Source organism: Sphingomonas sp. DMC8 (genome assembly GCF_056314185.1).
The window spans coordinates 1-17,410 of the sequence record NZ_JBQUYV010000012.1; the positions used below are offsets into that span (position 1 = coordinate 1).

Genomic DNA, 17,410 nt, shown 5'->3' on the forward strand with positions numbered 1-17,410 from the left:
TGGTCATGCTGGCGACGGGCCCACCAAGCCGCCGCACAACGGTCACATGTTCGATCAAAAACGCAACTGTAATGCTAATGAGTCAAAGCGTTTTCTCCTGCTCAGCAGGTTGGCCGGCGATGTGCTTGGCGGTGATCGCCCACCTTTACCGTGTTCCGGAAATGCGCTAATTAAAAAACAAACACATTGTTGGTTCGGAGAGGATAAGCGATGACTGTGGATGACCTGATCATGGTGAGTGTCGACGATCATATCGTCGAGCCGCCGCACATGTATGAGCAGCACCTGAGTGCCCAGCACAAGGCAATTGCGCCGGTCATGCGCAAGGATTCCAACGGCGTGGATTACTGGCTGTATGAGGGCAAGCGTACCGGCGCCATCGGTCTCAATGCCGTTGTCGGTCGGGTACGCGAGGAATATGGGTGCGAGCCGGTAAGCCTCGATCAGATGCGTCGCGGGGCATGGGACATTCATGCCCGGATCGAGGATATGAACGCCAACGGCATTCTCGCCTCGCTCAATTTCCCGAGCGTCGTTCAGTTCGACGGGGCGCTGTTCCACCAGTTCGAGAACAAGGCGAACGCGCTGATCATTCTTCAGGCCTATAACGACTGGCACATCGACGAATGGTGCGGCCTGTACCCCGGCCGCAACATCCCGAACGCGATCCTTCCCTATTGGGACATGGCTGCCACGGTGGCCGAAATCGAACGTGTCGCCAAAAAAGGGTGCCATGCTGTCAGCCTGTCCGACAATCCGGCGGCTCGGAAGTATCCGAGCATTCATAACGCCTATTGGGAGCCGTTGTGGAAGGCCTGTGCCGATCACGACATGACGATCAACATCCATATCGGCACGGGCGCGATGGCGCCGCACTCGTCAATGGAGACTCCCATCGACGCATGGATCACCACCATGCCGATGTCGATTGCCTATTCTGCGGCCGACTGGCTGCACCTCAAGGCGCTGCAGGATTATCCGCTGAAGATCTCGCTTTCCGAAGGTGGGATCGGCTGGATTCCGTATTTCCTCGAGCGCGCCGATTTCACCCATGAGCATCACAGCGCCTGGACATTCGCGTCCTTCGGGGGCAGCAAGAAGCCGAGCGACAAATTTCGCGAGCACTTCATGTGCTGCTTCATCGACGACAAGTTCGGCCTCGCCAACATCGATCAGATCGGCGAGGACAACATCGCCTATGAGTGCGATTATCCGCATTCGGACACGCTCTGGCCTTACGCCCCCGAGCGCCTGTTCGAAACGATCAAGCATCTCAGCGCATCGCAGATTGAGAAGATCAGCCATGGAAACGCGCTGCGCCAGCTTAATTTCGATGCATTCGGCCTGATGGGCGGGCGGGAGAACTGCACCGTCGCGGCGCTCCGTGCGCAGGCCGCGCATGTGAATACAGCACCCGTGTCGTTCGGCGGGCCGGCGCCGCTTGCTCCAGGAGAACAGCGGCGGCGCGTGACGTCGGGCGACATCACCGGCATGTTCGCGCAGATCGCCCGGAAAGACGGTCAGCTTGAAGCGGCGGAATAAGGAACGATCGCGTTCCCGAACATCGGTGTGACGTGATCCGGCGACCGCTTGGCGAACGCCAAGCGGTCGCGCCAATGGATTTGGTAATCGGACGCTCCCTCCGCCAGAAGGTCCGGCACATCCGAAGCCTGGACCGATGGTCTTTCCGGGCGGGGGCACCGCCGCGCTGCATTCTCGATTATCGGCCGGAGGCTGGCGGGTCCATCGTGAACAGCAGCTCGAGAATGGCGATCTCAGCCTCTTGCAGTTCCTTGAGGGACAATATGCGAGGCTGGGCCTGGATGATCGACGCGCGCGCGGCCATTCGCTCGATGGCCGAATAGATGACGAGGCTTCGTGAAAAAGCGGCACGCCGGTCGAAAACGGCATCCGCGTGCCCCGCCATTATCCGATCGGCAAGCAATTCGATCAGCGGCAGGGCGGCCTCTTCGCGCACGCGGGCGAAGGCCTCGTGTCCGCTGTCGGCCAGGTAATTGCGCATGGACAATACGGCGCGGTGCCGGTCCCAATAGGCGCTGAAGGCCTCGATGAAGCGCCGGGCGTGACTTGCCGGGCTTTGCGAGGTCCAGGGCGCCGACAGGGTTTCGCGGACCAGCGACATGTCTTCGGACGCTTCTCGGCTGAGCGTCAGCAGGATCTCGTCAATGTCCGTGAAGTAGAGGTAGAACGTCTGTGAAGCGAGCTGCGCGGCGCGCGCGACCGCACTTGCGGTAAGCTTGTGGGCTGGTTCATCGGTGATGAGCTGGCGCGCAGCGTCGAGCAGTCGCTGCCGACTTTCCAGACCTTTTCGACCGATGGCTTGGCCATGCTTGTTTACTTCTTCCACTAAGCTCTCGAAGCGCGCGGGCGCGGCCTTGTCAAGGGATTGGCTGGGAGATGCGGACCGTTGGATCCAGCTCCGTACGCTGCGAATCCGGTCGGTTCGACGGCAGGGCGAAACGCAGGCGGAGCGTCGCCACGCCAACCGATTACAAAAAGATACACATTGATGGTTTTTGACCTATACTACCGCGAATCGCCGGGCAGACACGGCGAAAGGAAGGGTGCGTACAATCAGCAAATGCACCGGATCCTAGGTGTTAGGAGAGAGTGAATTGACCAAGGTGATGCAGGGTGTGCGCGTCCTCGAAGTCGCGCAGTTCACGTTCGTGCCGGTAGCCGGGGCGGTGCTGGCGGATTGGGGCGCCGACGTCATCAAGATCGAGCATCCTGTACGGGGCGACACGCAGCGAGGCTTCATCAACATCGAAAGTGCACCGGTGAACCCCGAGCGCAACGTGATGACGGCCCATCCGAACCGCGGCAAGCGTAGCGTCGGCATCGACATCTCCACGCCCGAGGGGCAGCAGCTGATTTACGAACTCGCCAAGCAGTGCGATGTTTTCCTGACCAACTATCTCCCCTCGCAGCGCGAGAAGTTGCGGATCGAGGTCCAGGATATCCGTGCGGCCAATCCCAACATTATCTATGCCCGCGGCAGCGCGCTGGGCGACAAGGGGCCGGATCGGCTCAAGGGCGGGTTCGATGCGACCGCCTTCTGGGCCCGGGCCGGCTCTTCCATGTGCGTCACGCCGCCGGAGCTGGGAGGCCCCCTCACGCAGCCCGGGCCTGCGTATGGCGATACCATCGGCGGCACGAACCTTGCGCTCGGCATTTCGGCAGCGCTCTTTCATCGCGAGCGAACCGGCGAAGCGGTCGAACTCGACGTGTCCTTGCTCGGGTCCGGCGTGTGGACGGTCGGTTGCGGCCTGGCGATGGGAATGGAACTGGGGCGTCAGCCGTTCGTGCCCAAAATGCCCCAGTCGGGCGGTTGGCGGGGAAATCCGCTTGTCGGTGTTTTCGAGACCTCGGACGGCAAGTTCGTCAACCTTACCGTCCTCACGCCGGGGCGGTATCTGGAAGATACCTGGAACCATCTCGGCGTACCCGAACTGATGGACGATCCGCGGTTCAACACGGCCGAAGCGGTAATGGAGAATTGGGCCGAGGGCAGCGACATCGTCACACGCGCGATCGCGGCGCATCCGCTCGCATACTGGATCAAGCGATTCCAGACCTTCACGGGCCAATGGGCGCCCTATCAGGGTTTGATGGATGTGGCAGAGGATCCGCAGGTGCTGGCCAACGACATGATCTTCGAAATCGAGTCGAACAATGGCGGCAAGCCGATCAAGCTGGCTGCCGCTCCCGTCCAGTTCAACCACCAGCCGACCGTCGCTGGCCGTTACCCTGAGGCTTCCGAACATACCGAACTGGTGCTGACCGAGATGGGCTTCGATTGGGATCGGATCGAAGAGCTCAAGACCAGCGGCGTGATCGCCTGATGGGCCGCGGTGGAGGCTACAAGTTCGCCAACCGGCTGACACTCGATCCGCGAAAGGAGGCTTGAATGTCATTGCCTGCGCCGTCCGTAACCCCGGAAAATGCCTTTTTCTGGAGCGCCGGTGCAGATGGGCGGCTGCGCTTCCAGCATTGCGATGCTTGCGAACGTTTCGTCCATCCGCCTTCGCCGCGTTGCCCTGCCTGCTTGAGCGATCGTCTGTCGGCGCGTGAGGTCTCGGGCAAGGCCCGCGTCGCCACCTGCACGATAAACCATCAAGCTTGGCACCCCGCGCTGCCGCCGCCTTATGCGCTTGCGATCGTGGAGATTGAGGAAGCGCGCTATGTCCGCCTCACGACGCGGATCGTCCACTGCGATGTGGATGCGGTGTCCCCCGGGATGCCGGTCCGCGTCGTCTTCAGCCGGCAAGGGGACGCATGGCTGCCCTTGTTCGAACCGGCAGGTGCATGATGGACAAGTTCGAAGACAAGGTTCGCATCACCGGCATCGGCATGTCGGAGGTTGGCAGGCGGCTCGGCCGCAATCCGGTCGGCCTGGCGGTCGATGCGTGCCTTGCCGCCATCGCCGATGCGGGACTGGGGCGTGGCGACATCGATGGCTTGTCGTCCCATGGCGGCGCGCTGAGCAGAAGTGGCTATTCCGGCGCGGGTGTCAAGGATGTCGAGGATGTTCTGCAGGTACATCCTCGCTGGTTCAATTCCTCTCTTGAGATACCAGGCCATACCGGCGCGCTGGTGCAAGCGATGCTGGCGATCGCCGGGGGGCTCGCGCGCCACGTGCTGGTGTTTCGCTGCACATGGGAAAGCACCGCCAAGATGCGTCCGGAGGGCGCGCGTGACTCGCTCCCCGAGGAGTTCGAGTGGATGGTGCCGTTCGGCGCGTTTTCGGCGGCGAACTGGATTGCGCTCTACGCCGCCGAGCACATGCGGCGCTATGGAACGACGCGCGAGCAACTCGGCGCTATTGCCATCAATGCTCGCACCAATGCCATGCTGAACCCCGCCGCGATTTACCGCGCGCCATTGTCGATGGACGAATATCTGTCCGCCCGCATGGTTTCTACGCCGTTCGGGCTGTATGACTGCGATGTCCCTTGCGACGGCGCCATCGCTTTGGTCCTCTCTGCGGCAGACGCTGCGCGGGATACGCGGCGGCCCGATCCGATCCGCATCGAAGCGGTCGGCACGCAGATCAGCGAGCGTTGGAGCTGGGACAATGCCGCACTGGACCGCCTTCCCCTCATCGAAGGCGCGGCGCGCTCGCTATGGGAGCGTACCGATCTCAAGCCCGCCGATGTCGACGTCGGGCTCATCTACGACGGATTCACCTTTAACAGCCTCAGCTGGATCGAGATGCTGGGCTTCTGTCCGGTCGGGGAGGGCGGCCGCTTCGTCGAAGGCGGTACGCGGATCGCGCGAGACGGCGAATTGCCGATAAACCCCCATGGCGGGCAACTGTCCGCCGGGCGTTTGCAAGGATTTGGCTTTGCGCATGAAGCTTGTGTGCAGCTTTGGGGCGAGGGGGGCGCGCGCCAGGTACCGCGCGATCCGCAGGTCGCCGTGGTGACCAGTGGCGGCGGCGCGCCCGGCGGTGCCCTGTTGTTCGCGCGGGGCTGAAGCCGGCAAGCCTGCCGTCGGAATCGCATGGCCATCAATGCGCTGGCGGCGATGCAACCGAATGCCATCCGGCGCTAGCGCCATCGGGGCCAGCAGGTCCGCGCGTAGGCGTAGCGCGGAGCTATGGCGCGGCGGGTCCGTATCGACCAAGCATGCGCGGTTCGGTGGGTCATGCCTCCGTCCCCCCCGACGCTGCCAGCATATCGATCGCGCCAACCTGCACGTCGCTGTGAAACCCGCCGTCGACTGGCAGGCACACGCCGCTGATGAAACTGGCCGCGTTCGAATTAAGAAAGATAAGCGGATTGGCTTGTTCCTCTGGTGTGGTGCGACGCCCCGACGGAATCGTGAAGAGCTCGAGCACGGCTGTGCTGACCACCTTTTCGAAGGCTGCCATCATCGGCGTCTGTGTCGGGCTCGGCATTGTCCCATTGACGCGGATGCCACGACCGCCCAGTTCGTAGGCGAGGAGGCACGTCCACGCGTTGACCAACTCCTTCGATAGCGCATAGCCGTCCTGAACCTCGTCCGGATGTGCTGCAATCCAATCCAGAAACGCCTGTTTGTCGGAGATCGCGATCAGCGAGGTGAGCAACGGCAGACGCCGCAGGAACCCCATGCCCCCCAGCGAGGAAATAGTGGCGATCGCGCCATCGCGGCGGAGGCGAGGCAGCCATTGTTCGGTCCAGTGCCGGATGCCGAGGAAATTCACCGACACGACATCGGCGGCAGGAAAGGCTTGTGGCAAGCCGGCGCAATTGAACAGGGCATCGATCTCGCCGCCAATCGCGGCGACTGCCCGATCGATTGACGCCCAGTCGTTGAGATCGACCTGCGCGAACGAGGCCAAGGGTACCGGCGATGGCTTGATGTCAGCGCCTTGAACCTCCGCGCCCAATGCCACCAGTGTGCGGGCGCACGCTTCACCCATACCGGAAAAACAACCGACGATGGCGACGCGCTTGCCTTCGTATGACGACAAATCGTTCATGGTTCCTCTCCATATGTATGCGTTGTTCGTGGAAAGCCGCCAATCGCGGTGGGCGGCGGTGCTGGCGCCCGCGCGATCAGTCCGTGGGTGCGGGTCCGATCCGCACCTCGGCCTGCCATCCCGCCCGGCGTCACGCGGCGTGGAAGGAAATGGACTTCATGTACGTGAACTCGTTCAGGCCTTCGATGCCATATTCGCGGCCATAGCCAGAGCGCTTGATCCCGCCAAAGGGGGCGTGGCTCGACATGGCGCCGGCGCCGCCGTTGATCGCCACACCACCCGCCCGTATCGCCAGCGCCATTGTATAGGCCTTGCCCGCATCGCGCGAATAGATGCCGCCGCCCAGGCCGAAGTTGCTGTCATTGGCGATACGGATCGCTTCCTCGTCGGTATCGAAACCGATCACCACCCCGATCGGTCCGAACACTTCCTCCTGGGCAATGCGATGCGCATTGTCGACATCGTCGAACAGTGTGGGCTCGAAGAAGAAACCCTTGTCGAAGCCGGCGGGCCGCTTGCCGCCGGCGACCAGCCGTGCCCCCTCGGCCCTGGCGATCTCGACATAGCTTTCGGTGCGAGCGCGCGCCTGTTCGCGGATCAGCGGACCGAGCTGCACCGAGGGATCGCTCGGGTTGCCGATCTTCATCGCGCCGATCATCTGCTTGACGGCCTCGATATAGCGCGCCTTGATCGCGTTGTGGACGATGTGCCGGGTGGTCAGTGCGCATCCTTGGCCGCAATGGATGGTGAAGCCCATCGCGCCCGCCATCGCTGCCTGCTGGATATCGGCATCGGCCCGCACGATCAGCGCCGATTTGCCGCCTAGTTCGAGCAGCACGCGCTTGAGCGTGGGCGCGGCCTGGGCCTGGATGGCGGCGCCGACCGTGTCCGATCCGGTGAAGGTGACGAGATCGACACGGCTGTCGGTCGTCAGCGCGGCGCCGACATCGGCACCCCCGGTCACGATGTTGAGCACACCGCGCGGCAGGCCGACTTCCTCGGCGATCTGCCCCAGGATCAGCGCCTCGAACGGCGTGTAGGGCGAAGGCTTCAGGACGACCGTGCAACCGGCCGCCATGGCCGGGATGATCTTGCCGATGTTGAGGAAAAACGGGAAATTATACGCCGTGATCGCGGATACGACGCCGACCGGCTCGCGCGAGAGCACATGGCCGCCCAGCATGGTCGAGCCATCGGCCGCAGGGGTCAGATCGATCGGCAACGCAGTCTGCGCCGGGCGCAGCATCACGTCGAGCGTCGTGCGCGCGTGCTTCATCGGCGTGGCATATTGGAGAAACTGCGCCAGCCCGCGCGTAGACCCGGCTTCTGCGACGATAAGGTCGATAATCTCACCCGAGCGGCGATCGATCGCGTCGAGGAAGGCGGTGAGCTTGGCCTGGCGCTCCTTGGCCGACAGATGGGGCCATGGCCCGTGGTGAAACGCCGTATGCGCGGCGGCGAGGGCCGCGTCGACATGCCCGGCATTGCCCACCGGCGCCTCCCCCAAGACCGACTCGTCGGCCGGATTGAGGATGACGTCGCGATCCCCGGCGGTCGCCCACTCGCCATCGATGTAGAGCGACCGGAGGGGTGCCACCATTTCCATTGCTGCTTCCTCTCCACTGGTGCCGCGAGCTGTTCGGCCCGTCGCGCATTCCAAATTGTCCGGCCATCGGCTGTCGCCCATCATCCGCGGTTCGCGCGCAGCGACGTCAGCTTTTCGCCTCGAGGGCCTGAAGCCGGGCGAAGCCCCCTTCGATCCAGCCCATGGGATCATCGCCAGTCCCCGGCAGCACGTCCTCGACCAGCCCGATGAACAGCTCATGCGTGCCAAAATGCTGCGACTGCACAACCTTGCAGAAAATGCTGACGCACGACTCCGGCAGATAGGGGAGTCCGTTCCGGCCGAGCCAGTGGCCGCTGGTGAAGCGTTCGGCGCGTCGAGCGGGTTTCGAGAATTGATGCACCAGATCGGTCTGGCTGTTGCAGAGCAAATTGATGCAGAAGCGGCCCGCGCGCGCGAGGATGGCATGCGCGCTCCCGCTGCGGTTCACGCCCACCAGCATGGAGGGCGGGTCCATGGCGACGGGGATTACCGCCGAGGCGGCAAGCCCCGCATAGACGCCGTTGTCCGGATCTGCCGTCGTCACCAGCGCTACCGGCCCCGGCATGCGCCGCATCGCCGCCTTCAGCGCGTCCGCCAGATCCATGTCCTTCATGCACGTACTCCCCGTGTCGACAGGTCCCGCCATCGCCGGATTTGCGCGGGCCCGTCGCCTGCCCAGCGTCACCCGATCTTGTCGAAGGGAACCCCCTTGTCGGGCCGATAGTCTTGCGGCATGCCGAGAATCTTCTCGGCGATCGTGTTCAGCAATATCTCGTCGGTGCCGCCGGCGATCCGGCCCGTTGGTGCGATCAGCCAAGACCGTACCCAATCCTCCTTCGCGATCTTCGTTTCGTCAAAGAGGGCACCGGGGCCGAGCAGATCGACGGCGAGTTCGGACAGCCTCTGCCGCGACCGGACCGAGACCAGCTTGTGGATCGAGCCCTCCGCCCCGGGCTCCTGGCCGCTGGCGATTTGGAGGAACGCTTTGTCCCGGATCGTCGCCAGTGCTTGCTGGAAGCGATAGGTATCGGCCACCGCAGCGCGCACGCGGCCATCGCGCAACGCCGACTCTCCGTGGAAAGATGCCCGACGCGCAAGCTCGAGGAACGTGTCGAGCTTCGGGCCGTAGCCGGTCTCGTCGGCAGCGGCCGCATAGCGTTCGATGAACAGGGTGTGCATCGAGACCGCAAAGCCCTGGCCGACGCCGCCCAGCCGCTGGCTGTCCGGCACGCGGACCTCGTCGAGAAACACTTCGTTCACGTCGTGCGTGCCATCGGACAGCTTGACGGGGCGTACCGAGACACCCGGGCTGCGCATGTCGAGCCAGAAATACGTCAGTCCCTGATGCTTGGGCAACGTGGCGTCGTGCCGGGCGACGATGACCGCATAATCGGAATATTGTGCCCAACTCGTCCATAGTTTCTGGCCGGACAGGATCCAGTCGTCGCCGTCGCGGATCGCGCGGGTACGAAGACCCGCCAGATCCGATCCGGCCGCGGGTTCCGAAAAGAGCTGGCACCAGATTTCGTCACCCTTGAGCGCGGGCATGACGAAGCGCTGCGCAACCGCTTCGGGGGCGTAGTGCATCATGATCGGCACCGGCTGGCCCAGGCTGATGCCGAAATATTCCGTAGGAAAATTATGCGCCAGTTCCTCGGAGGTGAAAACCGCCTGGTGCAGTTGCGTCAGGCCTACGCCGCCGAATTTCTTCGGGAAACTGATGCCCGAATAGCCGTTCTCATATTTGAACGTCATCCATCGCCGGGCGAGTTCCACATCCTCGGCTTCGGAAAGATATCGTCTGGCCTCCAGGCCGTATTGGGGCGCATGCATCGCGAGCCATGCCCGCGCCGTTTGACGATAGGCCTGAAGTTCGCTCACCAGATCAGCGGTCATATCGCACTCTCCAACGCCGAAATAAGGCGGTCCTGCCAGACGAACCGGCTACCGAACGTGCCGGCGGTACTGCGCGCACGCCGCATGTGCAGGTGCATGTCGGACTCCCAGGTCGCGCCGATGCCACCGAAGACCTGCGTTCCCTCGCGAGCCGCCAGATCATAGGCTTCGCACGCGCTGACACGGGCCGCTGCAGCAAGCGGGGTGAAATCGGCGAGGCCCTTGTCGTGGCGCAGTGCCGCCTCGAGGCAGTTTGCGCGTGCGATTTCCGTCGCAACGTACATCTCGGCTAGCTTGTGCTTGATCGCCTGGAACTTGCCGATGGGCTGGCCGAACGCCTGGCGCGTATTGGCATAGGCGCAGGCAAGCTCGAGGCAGGCATCGGCGCCGCCGGTCTGCTCCGCCGCCAGGACGACTGCGGCCCGCTCCAATACGGCCCAGGCGGTCGTTACCGCATCCGCTTCGCCTAGAGGACGCGCCAGCGTCGACGTAAAGCTGAGGTCGGCGACGCAGCGACTATTGTCATAGGTGTTGAGAATATCGCGACCGACGCTGGCGTCGAGTTCGACCAGAACCAGGTGCGGGGACGCGCCATCGGTGGCGAGCACCACCGCCAGATCAGCATGGGCGCCGGCTAGCACCGCCGGCATCGTCCCGGAGATCGAACCATCGGACCAGGTAACCGGGGGGAGGATCGCCAGGGCGTCATTGCCTCGGCCAAAACCGATGGTGGCGATCTTCTCGCCGCTGGCGAGAAGCGGCAGCACCTCGGCCTTGGTCGCCTCGTCGGCGGCCATCAGGATGGCCTGCGCTGCAGCATAGCTGCTTAGCAGAAACGGCGAGCCGCACAGCGACCGTCCCCCCGCCTCGGCCACCAGTGCCAGTTCGAGCAGGCCAAGGCCGAGGCCGTCATAGGCTTCGGGAATGGCCAGCGCGGTCCACCCCATCTCCCTGCATGCCTGCCAATGTGTTTCGTCATAGCGGCCGGGCGCTTCGAGCAGGTTGCGCAGGCGTTCGGCGGAATAGCCGTCCGCCAGCATGCGTCGCGCGGCGTCCTGGATCTGCTGCTGCTCTTCCGTGTATAAAATGGACATGATGCGCTACTTTCAGAGGTGGATGGTGATGGCCCCGGGGCCAGAGCCGATGCTATCGATCAGCGGGTGAAACTGCCTCCGATGCGCACCTTTTCCTGGAGCAACGCGCTGGGTCTGAAAGCTTCGCCATGCACCGCTTCCAGTTGCGTGAGCTTGGCGAGGATGTTGTCGAGGCCGATGGTGTCGGCCCAGAACATCGGGCCACCGGTATAGACTGGCCAGCTATATCCCGTGATGCAGGCGACATCGATGTCGGAGGCGCGCAGGACGATCCCTTCTTCGATGAGCTTGGCGCCTTCGTTCACGACCGGGAAGAGCAGGCGTGCCACGATTTCCTCGGCCGGCTGCGGGCCGCCGTCGCGGATTCCGAGCGCTTGCGCCACCTGCCGGATCGCGTCGGCCGCAACCGGTGAGAAGGTGGGCGTTCGATTCTGATCATAATCGTAGTAGCCGGCGCCGCTCTTCTGCCCCAGCCGACCAAGCTTGATCAGTTCGCCGCGCACGGTGCGTTGCGCCGGGTCGGGCCTGGCGACGTCGACACCCGCCAGATCGCGCATGCGGAACGGCCCCATGGGAAAGCCGTAGTCCTCGATCGCGTGGTCCACCGCTTCCGGCGACACGCCTTCCAGCACCATCGCGTCGGCCTGCGCGTTGCGCTGCGACATCACGCGGTTCGCGATGAACCCATGGCAAACGCGCGACAGCACGGCAACCTTGCCGAGGCGCTTGGCGAGCTTCATCCCGGCCGCGACGACCTCAGGCGACGTCCTTTCCGCGCGAACCACTTCCAGCAGGCGCATCACATTTGCGGGAGAGAAGAAGTGAAGACCGATCACGGACTCCGGACGGCGCGTCGCCGCTGCAATCTGGTCGATGTCGAGATACGACGTATTGGTTGCGAGGATGGCGCCACGCTTCGTTACGGCGTCGAGCTTTGCGAGGATGTCTTGCTTGGCGTCCATCGCTTCGAACACCGCCTCGATCGCCAGATCGACGTCTGCAAGTGCGGCAATCTCGAGCGTGGGGGAGAGCAGTGCCAGGCGCTCGTCCATCTGTTGCTCGGTCAGGCGACCTTTCTTTACCGCGCCTTCATAATGGGCCCGAATCTTGGCAACGCCGCGATCGAGCGCCTCCCCGGACATCTCCACGAGCGTCACAGCGATGCCGGCATCCAGCAACGCCAGGGTGATGCCAGTGCCCATCGTGCCGGCACCGACGACCCCCGCGGACTGGACGGCAAGGCTGGCGACGTCCTTGGGGATGCCCGGAACCCTCGCCGCCTCGCGCTCCGCGAAGAAGAAATAGCGCTGTGCGGCAGACTCGTTGGAGACCAGCAACTCCTCGAACAATTCCCACTCCCGCTTCACGCCTTCTTCGAAGGGGAGTTCGACCGCAGCCTCGACGCAACGGATGATCGCTTCCGGCGCCTTGAAGCCTTTGAGTTGCCTGGCGTTGGCGCGTCGGAAATCGTCGAACAGCTGACGGTTGCCCTTGTCGGGATCCACCATGTCCTGTCGATCCCGCGCGCGGGGGAGGGGGCGTCCCTCGGCCAGGATCCGGCGCGCAAAGGCAGTGGCATCTTCCTGCAACCGGCCTTCTTCGGCAAGGGCGTCGATCATGCCCATCTCCAGCGCTTTCGGCGCCGCGATCGGGTTGCCGCCGACCATGATTTCGAGCGCCCGGGCTGCACCGACGATCCGCGGAAGCCGTTGCGTTCCCTTGCCGCCGGGCAGCAGGCCCAGCTTGACCTCCGGTAGCCCGACCCGCGCGGACGGTACGGCGATGCGGTAATGGCAGTTCAGCGCAAGCTCGTACCCGCCGCCGAACGCCGTACCGTGGATCGCCGCGATGAGCGGCTTGGTGCCATATTCCGCCGCATGCAGGATACTGCCCAGATCGGGGCTATCGACGGCGTCGGCATCGGCCTTGTCGAGCTCGCCGATATCCGCGCCCGCGAAGAAGGTGCGCCCGCCGCAGATCAGCACGATCGCCTGGACCGAGGTATCGTCTTTGAATTTCTGGAAGCCTTCAGCGAGCGCGCGACACACCTTGCTGCTCAGTGAATTCACCGGCGGCGAGTCGATCTTGAGAATGCCGATGCCGTCATCAACGGTGAAAGTGCCAACGCTCGTCATCTACCCCTCCTGGCTCGTCGTTTGCAGCGTTAGCGGATGGAAACGCTCTCTTTTTTGAACGCGCTGCGGTCTTGCCAGTCGGGGGGATTGACGATCTGCGGATACTTGTACCCGTTCCGCACCGCGACCGAATAGGGCATGTCCAGCGCTTCCCACATTGCCTTGACCGCTCCCTGGACCGCCTGGGCGGGCTTGGCTGCGATGATCGCGGCGAGTTCGTCCGCCCGCGTCCAAAGCTTGTCGTTTTCGACGATCTCGCTCACCAAGCTCATGCGCAACGCCGTCTCGGCCGAAATCCGCTCGCTGTTCCCCAGCAGGATCATGCGCATGATGTCGCCATAGGGCATCCGATGCGATGCTCCGATCGGTTCACAGGAAGGAACGACGCCGAAGCTTACATGGGGATCGAAGAACTGCGCGTCCTGCGAGCAAATGATGAAGTCGCACTCGTTGAGGAAATAGAAGGCGCCGCCTGCGCATAGTCCATGGACGGCACCGATGACCGGCTTCCAGACCTGGTTCGTCTTGGGGGCGAGCATAGCCCCGGGGTCGCGTTCGCGGAACGGCTCGTCGGGATAGAAGGTGATGCCGTCGATCACGTCCACGCCCGTGCAGAACGCGCGGCCGGGAGCGCCGCGCAGAACGACGCACTTGATCTCCGGGTCTTCGCGGACGATTTTCCAGACGGCTTCCATGTCTTCCAGCATCTGCTGGTTGAATGCATTCATCCTTTCCGGGCGATTGAGCGTGATCGTGGCGACGCCCGTGTCTTCCTTGCTGAAAAGAATGGTATCAAACGACATTCCACGGTTCCTTAGCGATATTGGTCGTGTGCGAGCTTAGCCACATTGCTCAGGGCACGCGTTCGAAAATGGCGGCGAGCCCCTGGCCGCCGCCGATGCACATCGTCTCCAGAAGGTAGCGGCCGCCTCGCCGGTCGAGTTCGCGCAAGCCTGTCGCTGCGATGCGCACGCCCGTCGCGCCGAGCGGGTGGCCGAGCGAAATGCCCGAGCCGTTGACGTTGATGCGCGAGAAATCGTCTGCACCCAGTTGCCACAGATGGGTACAGGCCAGCACCTGTGCGGCGAAGGCTTCGTTCAGTTCTATGAGATCGATGTCGGCGAGCGACAGTCCGGCGCGATCGAGCGCACGCTGCGTCGCCGGGACCGGGCCGATCCCCATACGTTCGGGACCGACGCCGGCTGTCGCCCAGGATACGAGCCGCGCAACCGGGCGGAGTCCCAAGGCTTCTGCCTTGCGGGCGCTGGCGACAATACAGGCAGCGGCACCATCATTCTGGCCGCTGGCGTTTCCGGCGGTGACCGTTGCCTCCGCATCGATGCCGGCGCGGACGGGGCGGAGCGCGGCAAGGCCTTCGAGCGTGACGTCCGCACGCGGATGTTCATCGGTGTCGACGCTGGCTACCTTGCCCTTTTGCGGAACACGCACCGGGATGATCTCTTGCACGAAGCGCCCCTCGCGCTGCGCGGCGACCGCACGAGCATGCGACGCGAACGCGACCCGGTCCTGTGCCTCGCGGTCGATCGAGAATTCCCGGCGCAGATTTTCTGCCGTTTCGATCATGCCGCCGGGGACGGGATGATGCCGCCCGCCGGAGGTGATCCGCCCCCGCGCGATGCGATCCCAGAAGGGCTGGGAGTCGCCCTTCAGGCCGAAGCGGCCCCCCAACACATAATGTTCGGCCTGGCTCATCGCCTCTACTCCGCCGGCGATGACGAGATCGGCAGCGCCGGTCTGGATGCGCATTGCGGCGTCAAGGATGGCCTGAAGGCCCGATCCGCAGCGGCGATCGATCTGGATGCCCGGCGCCGCGATGCCGAGTTCGCTGTCCAGCGCGGCAATACGGCCGATCGCCGGTGCCTCGCCATTGGGAGAGCACTGGCCGAAGATCACGTCGTCGACATCATTCCCGGTGATGCGGGTGCGCTCGACGAGTCCGCGCAGTACGGTCTCAGCGAGTTGGGCCGCCGTGAGGTCGCGGAAAATGCCGCCATAGCGGCCGACCGGCGTGCGAACCGGCTCAAGGACATAGGCGTCGATCACCGTATAACTCAGACTTCGATCAGCACGGCGCCGGCTTGGCCGCCGCCCGCGCACATCGTGGCGACCCCCAGCCCGCCACCGCGACGCCGAAGATCGTTGATCAGGGTCGTGATCATGCGGCCGCCCGAAGCCGAGATCGGATGACCGATGCTGCAACCACTGCCGGATATGTTGACGCGTTCGTCATCCAGGTCGAGCTCGCGCACCGCCGCAATGGGCACCGATGCGAAGGCTTCGTTGATCTCCCAGAGCGCGACGTCCTGCGGCTTACGGTTTGCGCGTGCCAGCAACTTCCTGACGACACCCGGCACGGCAAGTCCCGTCAGGCGCGGATCGATGCCGAGGGCGGTCCAGCCGAGCACCTTCGCCTTGACCTCCAGCTTGTCGGAAGCGGCGATGTCGGCACTGGTAACCAGCATGGCGCTGGCAGCATCGTTGATTCCGCTCGAATTGCCTGCGGTGACGCTGAATCCCGCGATCTCCGGGTGGATCACGCGCAGGCCGGCCAGCACTTCCATCGAGGTTTCGCGGCGCGGATGCTCGTCGACGCGGCATTCGCGGTAGGATCCGTCGGCCATCAATGCCATGACCGGGACAATCTCCTCGTCGAACTGGCCCGCATCGATCGCGGCGATGGCGCGCTGGTGGGACCGGACGGCCCAGGCATCCTGTTCTTCGCGGGTGAGCCCGGCTTCCTTCGCGGTGTTCCAGCCCACGGTAATCGACATGTCGAGATTGGGCGCTTCGTCCGTCGATAGGTGCGTCGGCGGATACCAAGGCTCATACGCGTCGCCGCCGGGAATGCGGCGGCTCAGCTTCGGTCCGAGCGAGTAGGAATAGGCGCCGCCAGCAATCACATAGCGTTCCATGCCCGCCGCAACCGCAGCGGCAGCAAATCCGAGCGCGGTCAGGCTACCGGCGCAGTGGCGGTTGAGCGCCACGCCGCCGCCGGCCGTCATCCCAGCCTCGAGCGCCGCATAGCGCGCCACCGCGCCGCCGCCATAGCCGGATTCCGCCAGAATGACGTCGTCGATTTGGGACGGATCGACGCCCACGCGCTCGATCACTGCTTTCAAGACCGGAATGGCCAGTTGTTCGACTTCGGTGTGTGCGAACATCCCCTTGCGGGCGGTGCCGACGGCGGTCCGGACCGCCGAAACGATGACTGGAGACATTTCCATTCCCTTCCAAATTGGCATCCGCCCGCTGGCGATCGGTATGGGCGCGGATCGCCGGCCGGCGATCGGGCGCGCGATTGCCATCAGTTGCGCATGATGAACCCGCCGTCGACGTTGAGCGTCTGTCCGGTCATCCACCGACCGGCTTCCGAGACCAGCAACAGCAATGCGCCGCACAAGGCATCCGGCGTGTCGCGGGCGTTGATGGGTGCGCGAGCCTCGACCATCTGCGACCAGGGGTGGTCGGGCGGCGTGAGCGAGAGCCCGGCATCGGTTGCGGTTATGCCGGGGGCAATGGCGTTGACGCGAATGTTCTGCGGCCCGAGATGGGTTGCGAGCGAGGTCGTCAACGCCACCAGCGCGAGCTTGGTGATGCCGTACAGCGACTGCGCGGGAAAGGCGCCGGCCGAAACCTGATTGACGATCGCGCCGCCGCCGCGGGCGACCATCGAAGGCACGCAGACCTTGGCGCAGTTGAAAGCGCCCCAGGTGTTCACGGCCATCGATTTGTCGAATGTCGCCCGATCGGTATCCATCAGCGGCGCCGTAGTGATTTCGACCATCAGCGCAGCGTTGTTCACCAAGATGTCGATCCCGCCAAACGTCTCCGTCGCGACCCGTGCCATCGCTTCCACCGAAGGCGTGTCCGTGATGTCGACCTCGACCGCCTTCGCGCTTCCGCCCGCCGCGAGGATCTCATCAGCGACGGACTGCGCCCCGGCCGCATTAAGATCGGCAACGATGACCTGGGCACCGGCTTGCGCCAAAGCTATCGCATAGGCGCGGCCGATCGAATTGCCTCGGCCGCCAGCGCCCGTCACGATCGCAACCTTGCCGTCCACCCGGAAATTCTCGTTACGAAAATCTGCCATGATCATCCATCCTCATCCGGTTCTGTCGGCGGCTTCTGACGAAGCGGGGCGTCGCGAATGATTCTACCGATTGAA

Annotated in this window: 16 protein-coding genes; 5 read left to right on the plus strand and 11 right to left on the minus strand. The window is 64.0% G+C overall.

Annotation, left to right across the window (positions count from 1 at the left end; translation table 11 throughout):
- Positions 1-214: hypothetical protein (locus tag ACT53K_RS18780; protein WP_476230312.1), on the plus strand; the 214-nt coding region annotated here is incomplete at its 5' end.
- Positions 211-1,542, plus strand: coding sequence for an amidohydrolase family protein (locus ACT53K_RS18785; RefSeq protein ID WP_476230314.1), 1,332 nt, complete (start codon positions 211-213; stop codon positions 1,540-1,542). The genes ACT53K_RS18780 and ACT53K_RS18785, both read left to right, overlap by 4 nt.
- 178 nt (positions 1,543-1,720) lie before the next feature.
- Here ACT53K_RS18785 and ACT53K_RS18790 read toward each other — a convergent pair whose 3' ends face one another.
- A complete protein-coding gene (locus tag ACT53K_RS18790) occupies positions 1,721-2,368 on the minus strand; it encodes a TetR/AcrR family transcriptional regulator (protein ID WP_476230315.1) in 648 nt (215 codons plus the stop codon).
- 277 nt (positions 2,369-2,645) lie between these two features.
- On the opposite strand from ACT53K_RS18790, the gene ACT53K_RS18795 reads away from it, so the two are divergent.
- The 3 genes from ACT53K_RS18795 (at position 2,646) to ACT53K_RS18805 (ending at position 5,499) form a co-directional block, all read left to right on the plus strand.
- Entirely contained in the window at positions 2,646-3,866 is a 1,221-nt protein-coding gene (locus tag ACT53K_RS18795) for a CaiB/BaiF CoA transferase family protein (RefSeq protein ID WP_476230417.1), read from the plus strand.
- Between the two features lie 65 nt (positions 3,867-3,931).
- Positions 3,932-4,333 (plus strand): Zn-ribbon domain-containing OB-fold protein, encoded by a 402-nt coding sequence (locus tag ACT53K_RS18800; RefSeq protein WP_476230317.1) that lies wholly within the window; start codon positions 3,932-3,934, stop codon positions 4,331-4,333.
- On the plus strand, positions 4,300-5,499 hold the full coding sequence (locus ACT53K_RS18805) for a thiolase family protein (protein WP_476230318.1): 1,200 nt from the start codon (positions 4,300-4,302) through the stop codon (positions 5,497-5,499). Before ACT53K_RS18800 ends, ACT53K_RS18805 begins: the two co-directional genes overlap by 34 nt.
- Positions 5,500-5,668: 169 nt before the next feature.
- On the opposite strand, the gene ACT53K_RS18810 is transcribed toward ACT53K_RS18805, so the two are convergent.
- The 10 genes from ACT53K_RS18810 to ACT53K_RS18855 form a co-directional block, all read right to left on the minus strand.
- The gene (locus ACT53K_RS18810; protein WP_476230319.1) at positions 5,669-6,490 is read right to left on the minus strand and encodes a coniferyl-alcohol dehydrogenase; all 822 of its coding nucleotides are present in this window, start codon (positions 6,488-6,490) and stop codon (positions 5,669-5,671) included.
- A gap of 130 nt (positions 6,491-6,620) precedes the next feature.
- Positions 6,621-8,090 carry an aldehyde dehydrogenase family protein gene (locus ACT53K_RS18815; protein ID WP_476230320.1) on the minus strand — a complete coding sequence of 490 codons (1,470 nt, stop codon included), beginning with the start codon at positions 8,088-8,090 and terminating at the stop codon, positions 6,621-6,623.
- A gap of 112 nt (positions 8,091-8,202) precedes the next feature.
- On the minus strand, positions 8,203-8,709 hold the full coding sequence (locus ACT53K_RS18820) for a flavin reductase family protein (RefSeq protein ID WP_476230322.1): 507 nt from the start codon (positions 8,707-8,709) through the stop codon (positions 8,203-8,205).
- A gap of 68 nt (positions 8,710-8,777) precedes the next feature.
- A complete protein-coding gene (locus tag ACT53K_RS18825) occupies positions 8,778-9,992 on the minus strand; it encodes an acyl-CoA dehydrogenase family protein (RefSeq protein ID WP_476230323.1) in 1,215 nt (404 codons plus the stop codon).
- A complete protein-coding gene (locus ACT53K_RS18830; RefSeq protein ID WP_476230325.1) occupies positions 9,989-11,086 on the minus strand; it encodes an acyl-CoA dehydrogenase family protein in 1,098 nt (365 codons plus the stop codon). The genes ACT53K_RS18825 and ACT53K_RS18830 overlap by 4 nt, the downstream gene beginning before the upstream one ends.
- A gap of 59 nt (positions 11,087-11,145) precedes the next feature.
- On the minus strand, positions 11,146-13,221 hold the full coding sequence (locus tag ACT53K_RS18835; RefSeq protein WP_476230326.1) for a 3-hydroxyacyl-CoA dehydrogenase NAD-binding domain-containing protein: 2,076 nt from the start codon (positions 13,219-13,221) through the stop codon (positions 11,146-11,148).
- A 29-nt stretch (positions 13,222-13,250) separates the two neighbouring features.
- Positions 13,251-14,024, minus strand: coding sequence for an enoyl-CoA hydratase/isomerase family protein (locus ACT53K_RS18840; protein ID WP_476230327.1), 774 nt, complete (start codon positions 14,022-14,024; stop codon positions 13,251-13,253).
- Positions 14,025-14,073: 49 nt separating this feature from the next.
- On the minus strand, positions 14,074-15,285 hold the full coding sequence (locus ACT53K_RS18845; protein WP_476230329.1) for an acetyl-CoA C-acetyltransferase: 1,212 nt from the start codon (positions 15,283-15,285) through the stop codon (positions 14,074-14,076).
- Between the two features lie 8 nt (positions 15,286-15,293).
- Positions 15,294-16,460 carry a thiolase family protein gene (locus ACT53K_RS18850; RefSeq protein ID WP_476230330.1) on the minus strand — a complete coding sequence of 389 codons (1,167 nt, stop codon included), beginning with the start codon at positions 16,458-16,460 and terminating at the stop codon, positions 15,294-15,296.
- A gap of 86 nt (positions 16,461-16,546) precedes the next feature.
- On the minus strand, positions 16,547-17,335 hold the full coding sequence (locus tag ACT53K_RS18855; RefSeq protein ID WP_476230331.1) for an SDR family oxidoreductase: 789 nt from the start codon (positions 17,333-17,335) through the stop codon (positions 16,547-16,549).
- Positions 17,336-17,410 lie beyond the last annotated feature (75 nt).

Bases quoted from the DNA above. Each gene is read 5' to 3' on its own strand.
- ACT53K_RS18785 (WP_476230314.1), top strand. From the start codon at position 211: ATGACTGTGGATGACCTGATCATGGTGAGTGTCGACGATCATATCGTC.
- ACT53K_RS18800 (WP_476230317.1), top strand. From the start codon at position 3,932: ATGTCATTGCCTGCGCCGTCCGTAACCCCGGAAAATGCCTTTTTCTGG.
- ACT53K_RS18805 (WP_476230318.1), top strand. From the start codon at position 4,300: ATGGCTGCCCTTGTTCGAACCGGCAGGTGCATGATGGACAAGTTCGAA.
- ACT53K_RS18810 (WP_476230319.1), bottom strand. From the start codon at position 6,490: ATGAACGATTTGTCGTCATACGAAGGCAAGCGCGTCGCCATCGTCGGT.
- ACT53K_RS18815 (WP_476230320.1), bottom strand. From the start codon at position 8,090: ATGGTGGCACCCCTCCGGTCGCTCTACATCGATGGCGAGTGGGCGACC.
- ACT53K_RS18820 (WP_476230322.1), bottom strand. From the start codon at position 8,709: ATGAAGGACATGGATCTGGCGGACGCGCTGAAGGCGGCGATGCGGCGC.
- ACT53K_RS18825 (WP_476230323.1), bottom strand. From the start codon at position 9,992: ATGACCGCTGATCTGGTGAGCGAACTTCAGGCCTATCGTCAAACGGCG.
- ACT53K_RS18830 (WP_476230325.1), bottom strand. From the start codon at position 11,086: ATGTCCATTTTATACACGGAAGAGCAGCAGCAGATCCAGGACGCCGCG.
- ACT53K_RS18835 (WP_476230326.1), bottom strand. From the start codon at position 13,221: ATGACGAGCGTTGGCACTTTCACCGTTGATGACGGCATCGGCATTCTC.
- ACT53K_RS18840 (WP_476230327.1), bottom strand. From the start codon at position 14,024: ATGTCGTTTGATACCATTCTTTTCAGCAAGGAAGACACGGGCGTCGCC.
- ACT53K_RS18850 (WP_476230330.1), bottom strand. From the start codon at position 16,460: ATGTCTCCAGTCATCGTTTCGGCGGTCCGGACCGCCGTCGGCACCGCC.
- ACT53K_RS18855 (WP_476230331.1), bottom strand. From the start codon at position 17,335: ATGGCAGATTTTCGTAACGAGAATTTCCGGGTGGACGGCAAGGTTGCG.